The 11,842-nt window shown below is 36.5% G+C and carries 7 protein-coding genes; 4 read left to right on the top strand and 3 right to left on the bottom strand.

All coding sequences use genetic code 11. The features are described from left to right. Positions 1-126 precede the first annotated feature (126 nt). On the bottom strand, positions 127-1,668 hold the full coding sequence (locus tag EG814_RS01380; protein ID WP_125718153.1) for a glycine--tRNA ligase: 1,542 nt from the start codon (positions 1,666-1,668) through the stop codon (positions 127-129). 98 nt (positions 1,669-1,766) lie between these two features. On the opposite strand from EG814_RS01380, the gene EG814_RS01385 reads away from it, so the two are divergent. After that, entirely contained in the window at positions 1,767-2,447 is a 681-nt protein-coding gene (locus EG814_RS01385) for a ComF family protein (RefSeq protein WP_235830886.1), read from the top strand. A 20-nt stretch (positions 2,448-2,467) separates the two neighbouring features. Here EG814_RS01385 and EG814_RS01390 read toward each other — a convergent pair whose 3' ends face one another. Continuing rightward, complete coding sequence (locus EG814_RS01390; protein WP_125718155.1) at positions 2,468-5,140, bottom strand: zinc-dependent metalloprotease; 2,673 nt, start codon at positions 5,138-5,140, stop codon at positions 2,468-2,470. A 192-nt stretch (positions 5,141-5,332) separates the two neighbouring features. Here EG814_RS01390 and EG814_RS01395 point away from each other — a divergent pair, with 192 nt between their 5' ends. The 3 genes from EG814_RS01395 (at position 5,333) to EG814_RS01405 (ending at position 7,841) form a co-directional block, all read left to right on the top strand. Beyond that, the gene (locus EG814_RS01395; protein WP_125718157.1) at positions 5,333-6,280 is read left to right on the top strand and encodes a bifunctional riboflavin kinase/FAD synthetase; all 948 of its coding nucleotides are present in this window, start codon (positions 5,333-5,335) and stop codon (positions 6,278-6,280) included. Positions 6,281-6,378: 98 nt separating this feature from the next. After that, on the top strand, positions 6,379-6,816 hold the full coding sequence (locus EG814_RS01400; RefSeq protein WP_125718159.1) for a hypothetical protein: 438 nt from the start codon (positions 6,379-6,381) through the stop codon (positions 6,814-6,816). A 158-nt stretch (positions 6,817-6,974) separates the two neighbouring features. Then, positions 6,975-7,841 (top strand): cupin-like domain-containing protein, encoded by an 867-nt coding sequence (locus EG814_RS01405; protein WP_125718161.1) that lies wholly within the window; start codon positions 6,975-6,977, stop codon positions 7,839-7,841. Positions 7,842-7,888: 47 nt separating this feature from the next. Here EG814_RS01405 and EG814_RS01410 read toward each other — a convergent pair whose 3' ends face one another. Continuing rightward, positions 7,889-11,839 carry a T9SS sorting signal type C domain-containing protein gene (locus tag EG814_RS01410; protein ID WP_125718163.1) on the bottom strand — a complete coding sequence of 1,317 codons (3,951 nt, stop codon included), beginning with the start codon at positions 11,837-11,839 and terminating at the stop codon, positions 7,889-7,891. Between the last annotated feature and the right edge of the window lie 3 nt (positions 11,840-11,842).

An 11,842-nucleotide genomic window follows, 5' to 3' on the forward strand; every position in this document is an offset into this window, starting at 1 on the left:
CAAATGTTGATACAAAATGACGAAATGCAAAAAAAGCCGATAAAATGCCATTTTTAAAAATAAAAATCCCAAATTCTCCCGATGCTTCGGGACGGAATTTGGGATCTATAGAATAAACGGTAAAGCTTACATTTTCATTAGCCAGTTTTTCATCGAAACTTCGTTTTCGATAATAGCTCGTAATTCAGTAATTTTTACGCGATCTTGTTTCATTGTATCTCTATGACGAATGGTTACGGTTTCGTCTTCAAGTGTCTGGTGATCTACTGTAATACAGAATGGCGTTCCTAAGGCATCTGCTCTTCTGTAACGGCGTCCTACAGCATCTTTTTCATCATAAGCCACATTGAAGTCCCATTTCAAATCTTCGATAATCTTTTTAGCAACTTCTGGCAAACCGTCTTTTTTAACCAATGGTAAAACAGTCGCTTTAGTTGGCGCTAAAACTGCTGGCAATTTTAAAACTGTTCTTGTAGAACCGTCTTCTAATGTTTCTTCTTGTAATGAAGTAGCGAAAACAGCCAAGAACATACGATCTAAACCAACAGAAGTTTCTACTACGTAAGGAACATAGTTCTCGTTTAATTCTGGATCAAAATATTGTAATTTTCTTCCAGAATATTCTTCGTGTGCTTTTAAGTCAAAATCTGTACGAGAGTGAATTCCTTCCAATTCTTTAAATCCGAATGGGAAATTAAATTCGATATCAGCCGCGGCATTTGCGTAGTGCGCTAATTTTTCGTGATCGTGAAAACGGTAATTTTCTTTTCCTAAACCTAAAGATAAATGCCAGTTTAAACGAGTAGTTTTCCAGTGTTCGTACCATTGCATTTCTTCTCCTGGACGTACAAAAAACTGCATTTCCATTTGTTCGAACTCACGCATACGGAAAATAAATTGTCTTGCTACAATTTCATTTCTAAATGCTTTACCGGTTTGAGCAATTCCGAAAGGAACTTTCATACGGCCAGACTTCTGAACATTTAAGAAGTTAACAAAAATACCTTGAGCCGTTTCTGGACGCAAATATAAATCCATTGCATTCTCTGCAGATGCACCTAATTTTGTACCGAACATCAAGTTAAATTGTTTTACCTCTGTCCAGTTTTTAGAACCTGTTTCAGGATCAGCAATTTCTAGTTCTTCGATCAAAGCTTTAACATCGGCCAAATCTCCTGCTCCCAAAGAACGTCCTAAACGCTCTCTGATTTCTTTTTCTTTAGCCAAATATTCTACTACACGAGCATTTGTTGTTACAAACTCTTGTTCGTTGAATGCCTCGCCAAAACGAGCTTTTGCTTTTTCGATTTCCTTTTGAGCTTTCTGATGAATTTTTTCTGCATGGTCTTCAACCAAAACGTCAGCTCTATATCTCTTTTTAGAATCTTTATTATCAATTAATGGATCATTGAATGCATCAACGTGACCAGAAGCTTTCCAAGTTGTTGGATGCATCAATATCGCAGCATCAAGGCCGACAATATTTTCGTTCATCTGAACCATTGATTTCCACCAATATTCACGGATATTCTTTTTTAATTCGACACCATTTTGTGCATAATCATATACAGCACTTAACCCGTCGTAAACTTCGCTTGACGGAAAAATAAATCCGTACTCTTTTGCGTGCGAAACCACATTCTTAAATATATCTTCTTGTTTTGCCATAGTGATGCAAAAATATAAAAACTCCCTATATAAAAAAGAAAAATTATAAAGATTGAAGTATTGATTTTGTTATTTTTGTAAATAAAAACTTTCTTTTTGTGATTAATTACTTGATAAATCTCTTTTTCCCGAAAGTCTGCAGCGGATGCCGTACATTATTACTTCAAACTGAAAATATTTTCTGCACCTCGTGCCGTCACGAAATGCCTTTAACTCAGTATCATTTAGATCCAAAAAATGAAGCTGTAAAAAAGTTTTATGGTAAAGTCGATATTCAATTTGCGTCGGCGCTTTTGTATTTTAATAAAAAAGGAATGGTTCAGGAGCTAATACACAATTTAAAATACAAAGGCCATCAGGAAATTGGCACTGCGTTGGGGAGCTGGTATGCCGAAGATTTAAAAGAAATGCAATTCGAAATTCCGTTTGATGCTGTAATTCCTGTTCCGCTTCATAAAAGAAAATTTAAGGAGCGCGGTTATAATCAGGTTACTTCTTTTGGAAAAGAAATCGCATCGGGATTTAAAATTCCTTTTGAGGAAAATATTTTAATTCGAAAAATCTATTCTAAAACACAATCCAAAAAGAATCTTTTAGGAAGGTCTGAAAATATCGAGAATATCTTTGATGTCGAATTTACCGAAGCCGATTACAACAAACATTTCCTTATTGTTGACGACGTACTTACAACGGGCGCGACAATTGAGGCTTGTTCGTTAGCTTTATTAAAAATTCCTGGCGTAAAAATCAGTATGATTTGTATGGCAATGGCGCATTAGTTTTTTTTAAGACTCTAGGATTAATTCACCAATATCTTTTTTATTACTTTCTTTTGTCCATCAGTAACTGTTACAAAATAAAGACCAGAAGGCACGTCTGGCAATTGAATATCCTGAATAAAATATCCAGAACCTTGAAAAGCTCTATCATACACATATTTTCCAGAAATATCATTGACATAAACTTTAATCTCGCTTATTGAATCTCTTTCAAATTGTACGGTAAAATTTCCTTTATTTGGATTTGGATAGGCAATAAATTCAGCATTATCAAAATCATCGTTTCCTAAAGTATAGGTTTTACTGCAGATATTTACCGAAGCAGAATTTATGGTTCCTAATGCTCCCACTTTATCATCGTTAACTCTAAAAATCCAAGTTCCTTGTGAATTTTCTCCATTAAAAGCACTTAAAGCTGTTGATGGAATCACGATTTGAGTTGTAGTTGTGCTACAGTTTAAAGCAGATCCGCTATCGTCAAATTGTAATGCAAAAGTCGAATTTCTACTTTCACAATTTTTATTGAACAAAGTCACAACTGTTCCGCTCGGACTAATAATCTGCATTGTCAAATCTGAAAATCTAGCATGCGTTACATTTACCGAAACATTGACATCTGAAATAGATCCGGTAGAAGCAGGTACAGAAACTGTTCTGTTTACATCTTCGCCATCACCGGTTGAATATCCGCCACCAAAATTATAAGAGGAACAAGATGTAGCAACCGTATATCCTAAAGCAAAAGGCTGACTATTTAAGGCATAATAAATATTACCGACTGGCTCTATTAAAAGCCTGCAATTTGTAGAAGCATTAAGATCTGAAGGAATTAATACCGTCTCTGTTCCATCATTTGGAGTATTGGCGGCTAAAACAATTGGAAATGTTGTTCCTCCGTCGACAGATAATTTTATATTTACGTTGGAAGATCCAGGAAGTGTATTCGTATTATTGACACTCCAAGTAATGGTTTGTGCAGACCCCTGCGCCCATCCTATATTATCTTCTTTTTGTGAGGTTACAGCAAATGGCCCCGCAGCAGCACTTACCGTTACCACCATTGCATCTGTATTGGTTTGGGCTTTTCCTGACGCAGCATTATCACGCCCAGTAAGCGTAAAATTCATTGTTTTTGCAATAGAAGAAACAGACTCCCAACTTGTAGTAAGCTGGTTATTAAGTACAGAACTAAAAGCTGGCATGTAGCGAATTGGCGAAGCTGTCGGTGCAAAAGATCTAAACATTGGACCATCTGGTTTTGTTGGAGAAGCAAAACTATTACCAGCAAAAGCCGTAGTGGCACTATCAAATTGCTCCCAAGTATAGGTAATTGTATTTCCTTCAGGATCAGAACCTGTACCTGTCAAAATAAATGGCGTATTGATTGGAATCGTATAATCTGAACCCGCATCTATAACAGGCGGATTATTATCGTCTATAGGCGATGATACTGGACACGTTTTTCCTGCCAAATTATCTTGTATCTGACTAATGCTTGCATAAGAAAAGTATGCATCAGAATGATCTTGAATATTATAACCTATTGTTACTCCAGCATATCCCATAATAGTTGAGCCACTTCCTGGTTCATAACAGGTTCCTAATCCCTCATTTGCATAAGAAAAAGTATGTGATCCGCCAAGCTGATGTCCCATTTCGTGAGCAACAAAATCAATATCAAAATTATCGCCTTCTGGTTTTGCATCTGCTGGAGAAGTAAAAGCACTTCCTTTTCCGACAGGATCATTGGCAGTCGGGCTCACACACACGCAACCAATACAGCTGGCATTACCTCCTCCGCCAGAACCTCCAAACAAATGCCCAATATCATAATTTGCCTCTCCAATAACATTGGTTAATGTAGTCTGTACTTCTTGTGGCCAAGTTCCTCCATCTACAGCACCAACTGACGGAATAGAATAAGGATCTTCAGAAGCATCGGTATAAATAACATCTTCATTATTGGCTATCAAAATTACTCTTACCGAAAGATCTCGATCAAAAATACCATTTACACGAGTTAGAGTCGCGTTCATTCCTGCTAAAGCCCCTGCTTTTGTTCCGCCAAAATAAGCTGTATATTCTCCTGTACAAGATAATGCTAGCCGAAGTGTTTTAAATTGTTTGGCATTAGAAGTTGTTTTTGCAGTGGTTCCTGCATTACTTTTAGAAATTAAATTGGTTGTTTTACAATCTAAAAACTTTCTTGTCTCTGTGTTATCTTGTGCTTTAAACAAAACATATTCTGATTTGTTATCAGGATTTTGTTCAATATATTCTGTTGGTTTAGCTGTTCTAAAAACCATTGTCTGCATTCCGATTGGAGCCACACTAAAATGGATTTTAGCAGTTTTATCGTCTATTCCGCGACCTTCATAAGCTCTAATATCTGGATATTTTGCCTGCAATTCTGGATCAAAGTTGGAGGATTCCCAAACCAAAAAACGCTCTAAATTTCCATCGGTATTAGGTATCTTAATTTCTGAACTCGCATTTTTTGCCGTTTTATTGGATGCCTGAGTCAGCTTAGAATTAAGAAGATTGGTATTTAATTTATAATATAATTTCTTTGACCCCGCACCGTCTACTTTTCGCGAAAACGACGAAGAAGTTACTTTTTGCCATAAAACATCTTGTGCATTAACATTGGCGAAACAAAGAATTAAAAATATATAAAGTAGTTGTTTTTTCATCTTCTCAAAATATAATCTCAAAATTACTTCAATTAATTTGAAATCATATTATCTATACGACAATTATTGCTTTTTAATCGACGAGTTGGCTTATTTGCACAAAAAGATCTATTATAAGTTAAAATTCGATTTGGCATAGCATTAAATTTAAAAGAGAATAGTATAAATTTGCAGCATCTTAAATAATTTGTTTTGAAGCTCTTTCATTCTATAAACGATTTTCAGTCAACCAAGAAAACAATCTTAACTCTTGGCACCTTTGATGGTGTGCATATTGGTCATAAAAAAATTCTAGATCGAATTACGCAACAGACTGAAAACGGGAAATACGAAAGTCTGGTTCTGACCTTTTTTCCGCATCCGAGAATGGTTCTTCAGGAAAAATCGGAGATTAGATTGCTGAATACCATTGGCGAAAAAACAAAACTTTTGGAAGCTACTGGCATTGAGAATTTAATTGTTCATCCTTTTAACGAAAGTTTCTCAAGATTAACCGCAGAAGAATTCGTAAAAACGATTTTGGTCGAAAAATTCCAAATTCAAAAAATTATTATTGGACATGATCATCGTTTTGGCCGTAATAGAACTGCAAATATTGATGATCTGATTGCTTTTGGACTCGAATACGGATTTGAAGTAGAACAAATTTCTGCTGAAGAAATACAAGATGTTTCTGTTAGTTCCACCAAAATCAGAAAAGCTTTAAACGAAGGCAATATGGCTTTGGCCAATGAATATTTAGGGTACAACTATTTCTTGAACGGAACGGTAGTAAAAGGAAAACAGCTAGGAAGAACAATTGGATTTCCTACTGCGAATATTCACATCGAAGAAGATTACAAACTAATACCAAAACTTGGCGTTTATGCTGTTAAAGCAACTGTAAACGGAGAAACTGCTTTTGGCATGATGAATATTGGTTTCAATCCGACTGTTAATGGAGAAAGACAGACTATAGAAGTGCATTTGTTTGATTTTAACAAAGACATTTACGATCAAAATATTGAGGTTTCATTGCTGCATTACATTCGCGAAGAACAAAAATTTGCTTCGGTAGATGCATTAAAAGCACAACTGAATCAAGATCAAACAGAATCTGCAGCTTTCATAAATTCTTCTTTAAAAAACCAGACCGCATAGTTTTTACCGTTTTTAAATCATCGTAGTTATTTTTTTAGTAAATTTGATAGACCACTGTTTTTCAAACATTTACTATTAACTTCTAAAAAATAACCACTATGAAATTACCTAAAGAAATAACCAACGGTTTTTTGATTTTCCTTGGAATTGGCATTTATTTTTTATTAATGAATGTACTAGGTTTAGCAGATTTATTCTATTTGAGAACACTCAACGTTTTCATAATATTCTATGGTGTTAACAGGACAATGCAAATGAATTTTCGTGAAGGAGAAACCGATTTTCTATCAAATGCTATTTCTGCAATGACAACTTCTGTAGTTGGTGTATGTATGAGCGTATTTGGCTTATTGGTTTACAGTTACGCTCGAGGCGGAGATGCATATGTAAAAACTTTGTCTGAAACTTTTATGTTTGGAGGAGATCCATCGGTGCCAACTTATTGCATATGTTTATTGTTTGAAGGTATTGCTTCTTCTGTAATTGTTACTTTAATGATGATGCTGTATTGGAATAACAAATATGTTGCTGATTAATTCAAAATTCTGATGCTGAATTTTAAAGAAATTCCTTTCTAAATAATTCTTTTTTAAAAATCGATTCGATTAATATTTTAGTCGAAAGAGAACTTAAATCTCAATAAATATTTTTAAATTGCTTGTAGCACAGAGTTATTAGCAATTTTTTTTAGAAAATGAAATTAAGACAAATTGAAAGGGTAAAGAAAATCTCAAGAGAAGATTTTGTTTCCCAATATGTAAAAAAACAAATTCCTGTTGTTATCGAAGAGTTGACCGAAGATTGGCCAGCCTACAGCAAATGGAAATTATCTTATATAAAAGAAATAGCAGGAGATTCGGTCGTTCCTTTGTACGACGACAGACCTGTAAATCATGAAGACGGATTCAACGAGGCGCACACTACAATGAAAATGAGTGAGTATATCGAATTGTTGGAAAAAAAACCTACCAATTACCGTATTTTTCTTTACAATTTAATGAAAGAAGTTCCATCATTAAAAAATGACTTCTTATGGCCAGATATTGGCTTAAAATTAGTCAAGCAAATGCCGATGTTATTTTTTGGAGGCGAAAATTCAAGAGTTTTCATGCATTACGATATTGATTATTCGAATATTCTGCATTTTCATTTTCACGGAGAAAAACAATGTATGATTTTCCCGCCAAACCAGTCAAAATTTATGTACAAAGTTCCTCATGCCTTAATTTCGAGAGAAGATATCGATTTTGACAATCCTGATTATGAAAAATTCCCAGCACTAAAAAATGTCGAAGGGTATATTACAAATCTAAAACACGGCGAAATGCTTTATATGCCTGAGGGATATTGGCATTATATGAAATATCTAACTCCTGGATTTTCGATGAGCTTAAGATCTTTTCCAAAAAATATTGTCAATTTGTCTAAGGCGGCATACAACGTATTTATCATGCGACACTTTGATATTATGATGCGAAAAATTCAAGGCCAGAAATGGATTGACTATAAAAACGAGAAGGCAATTACCAATACGCACCAAAATTTACAGCGCAGTGCTTAATCAATGATTAACAAGCGGTTGAGAACTTACTCAACCGCTTTATTATTTTATTGAAATACTATTTTTCTCGTTATCGTTTTCCCATTATCTAGCGTTATTTTAACCAATAAGACTTGCGGGCCCGATTGGAAATTTGTCACAACCCATTCCTTATTTTGAAGTTGCTTTTTGACATATAACAATTTGCCGCCCGTATCATAAATTGCTACTTCCTGAAGATTTTCCTGCTCTGAAACAGATTGCAACCTGATATTTTTATCTCTAACGGAAACTAAAATTTTCTGATCTTGATTTTCAAAATCTTCATTACCTAAAGTAGTATCATTTGAATTTGTATATCGCAGTACAAAACGTTTGAGAAAAGTTCCCGGTGCAGAAGTAAAAGTATAACCTCCTGTTTTTAGGTTATGGATTGTATTGGTCAAATTATCTTGCAAATAAATGTCCTGATTACTCAAATCTCCGTCGGTACGATCAATTGCAATTGTGAATTCACCTTCTTCAATAGTAGATTTATATCCTAACTGGATTGTATCAGTTACAACAAAAGGCACCGCACGCCCTTGAATAACCAATTTTTTTCCATCATTAACACTATAAAAGTCAACATGCGGATTGGCATTCATAGTAGTCGCATCATAACTATTGTCCCAAGAGTTTGTTGCACCGGTTACATAACCAATAAGCAATTGCTTAAAAGCTCCTAGCTCATTTGTAAAATTTAGCCATACACGATGTCTTTCTATAGCTGCGGCAGCCGAAGATCTATAAAATTGGCTATTAAGATTAGGCACACGCATCGAATTGGTAAATACAACAGGCTCACCTGTTAATGATCTCGCTAGAAAACCTTGCCCAGCTGCAATAAATCCGGCTGGTGTTGATTGATTTCCTGGAGTTGGTGCTGGCGTTCCTTCCATTCCTCCCACTTCTGTCTCTCCTGATAAGTTATAATAAGCAAAATCATTACTGCTATACGAATAGATCGTAGTGCCCGGAATTTGAGTAGGAAGACTATTATGTGTCCAAAAATACAAGGTTCCGTAAATACGGCTTGAATTATCAGAAATAAATTGATCTGCATAAATTGCCGAAGGATATGGATTTCCTAAAGAACTCAACTTTCCAGTAACTCCTACTGGCCCTAAAATCGTCCCATTATTGGGCACACCTTTAAATTCTCCGCCGTAAATTTGAGTAGAGTTCAAATCGTAAAATTGAGGTGCTCGAATACTATAGCCATTTCCTTTTATCATTTCTTCTGCTCCATCACTAATCACTATCCATTGACTCGATGCTGAATCGAATTTGTGAAATTTATCCCAGAGCGTATTGGGTGATAAATCATGTAAAGTAAACATTGGATCTCGCGTAACAGGCGAAGACCAATAAGTAACATCGTAACGTCTTACTGGCGTTGTATTTCTTTTATAAATAATATTTCCCGTGTTGGCTACATCTTCAACCTGAACTAAACTTGAATTGTTTTCAAAAGTCAAGACTCCATTACCCAGTACATTCACTTCATTTGTAACGGTTATTGTATTAGTTCCATTTACAATTAAAGAGCCATTGTTCTGAATTGTTAGTCTGCTGGCAAAAAAACTTGCATTTGTTCCAGAAATAACTGGATCTACTCCTACATCCGGAATGTCTATACAATCAGAAGCAATAGGAACTCCTGTTGGTGTCCAGTTGGCAGGATTACCCCAATTGGCATCAGCATTTCCATTCCATACTTTAGTTACAAAAGCATTTATTGTAATTTGTGTTGCTACCGATTCACATCCTGTTGCAGTATTTCTCGCTTGCACATCGTAACTTCCAGAAGAAAGACCACTAAATATTCCAGTAGTGTTACTAAAATCTACTCCATCAATACTGTATGTATATCCCGTTCCGGCAGCTGGAGAAGTAACCGTAATAACTCCAGTATTGTTTATACAAGTTGGCTGCTGTGTGACCGAAGCTACTGGTACAGAAACTGAATTGACCGTTATGTTAAAAGTATTACTTGCCGACGCACATCCGTTTGCATTTTTTACCGTTAAAGATCCTGTATAAGTTCCTGCAGCTGTTCCTCCCGGAACTGGAATGCTGATTGAACCTGCTGGTAAACTCGCATCTGTAACTGCGGCAAAACTATTGGAAGGAGATGCATTCCATGTTATGCTGTAAGTTGTTGGCGAATTTGTGGCTCCACTGTAAGGTAATGTTACACTTTGAACATTCGTACTTGTGCATACCGCTGTTGCTGCGCCTAATGTTATTGATGGTAAAGGATTGACCGTTACGGTAAAATTATTATTAGCCGAAACACAGCTATTGCCATTTCTTACCGTTAATGTTCCCGTATATGTCCCAGCAGCCGTCCCTCCTGGAACTGGAATACTGATCGAGCCTCCTTGCAAAGCAGCATTTGTAACTGCTGCAAAAGTGTTTGAAGGAGATGCATTCCATGTTATGCTGTAAGTTGTTGGAGAGTTTACTGCTCCACTGTAAGGCAATGTTACACTTTGAACACTGGCGCTTGTACATACAGTTGTGGCCGTTCCTAATGTTATTGCCGGTAAAGGATTGACCGTTACGGTAAAACTATTGTTAGCCGAAACACAGCCTATTGCATTCCTTACCGTTAAAGTTCCCGTATATGTTCCTGCAGCTGTCCCTCCCGGAACTGGAATGCTGATTGAACCTCCTTGTAAAGTAGCATTTGTAACTGCTGCAAAAGTGTTTGAAGGAGATGCATTCCATATTATGCTGTAAGTTGTTGGAAAATTTGTGATTCCACTGTAAGGCATTGTTACGCTTTGCACATTTGAACTTGTACATACTGCTGTTGTTGCTCCTAATGTAATTGTTGGTTGTCCGCTAACTGTAATATCTACAACATTATTAGAAGAAATTGTAGAAGGGCAATCCAAAGATTTTAAAGATGTTACTGTTATTCTACTAGTTCCTGGAGTATTAAGTCCCCTTGCCGTAAAACTTCCGATTCCTCCCGCTACTGTCATTGTTTCTGTTAAACCTGTAGCTAATGGAATAGATGTATTATAAGTAACTGTGTAAGTACCCGCTGGCAATGAAGTTGATGTACCTGTCAGTTGTACTTGTGAAGTTGTCCCAACGGCTGTGCACACATTTGCGGCCGATATTCCAGTCAAACTATACGGTTTGCAAGTATAAGTAATATTAACATGCCCTCTTGCGCCACTTCCTCCATTATATAAAGTTGATGGACTCAATAAAATTAAAGAGCTGGCAGCTCCTGACCCACCTCCACCATATTCTAGTCCAGACCTTCCTGCTCCATTTGCACCTAAAAGACTAGCATAACCAAGACCTCCCGCACCTCCTTTATCTTGCCCAAAATTACCTGCATTTCCACCATTTCCAGAAGAAAGAGCAACATTTAGCAAGCTATTATATCCTGGTCCAGAAGCTGCTCCATTTATTGTCGTCATGCTCCCTATAGAACCCGTACTTGCAGGTGTCGCAGCCGGAGGAGTATTACCTGTGGCCGGAAGATTGGCAGCCCCTCCCTGACCTCCTTGAGCATAAAACGTTCCTGTAAAATTAGCTATATAAGATGGCTCTCCATTAGCTCCATTACCCGTGCTTGCCGCTGTAGCTTTTGCGACAACAACATTTAAAGTCGATGTTGTAATTCCTGTAATTTTTCCCAAGGCGTAAGCGCCACCAGCTCCACCGGCACCACCTCTTCCCCATCCATTACCGCCTAATGCGGCTCCACCACCACCTCCGCCTCCCCAAGCCTCAACGGTAATTTCTGTAATACCTGCAGGAAGAGGAAAAGAAGGATTACTAGTCGCAACTGGATGTGTTATGATTTGTGCTTTTGAAGTGGTATGAAAAAATGATAAAATTAAAATCAGAAGGATTTTAAAACTCCAGCCAAATTTTAATTGTTTACCAATGTAAGTTACTAAAGAGAAGAAACTGAAGAAATTCAGCGTGATAAGTAAATCTTTTTTCATCTT

The organism is Flavobacterium ustbae, from assembly GCF_003946915.1.
Lineage (GTDB): Bacteria > Bacteroidota > Bacteroidia > Flavobacteriales > Flavobacteriaceae > Flavobacterium > Flavobacterium ustbae.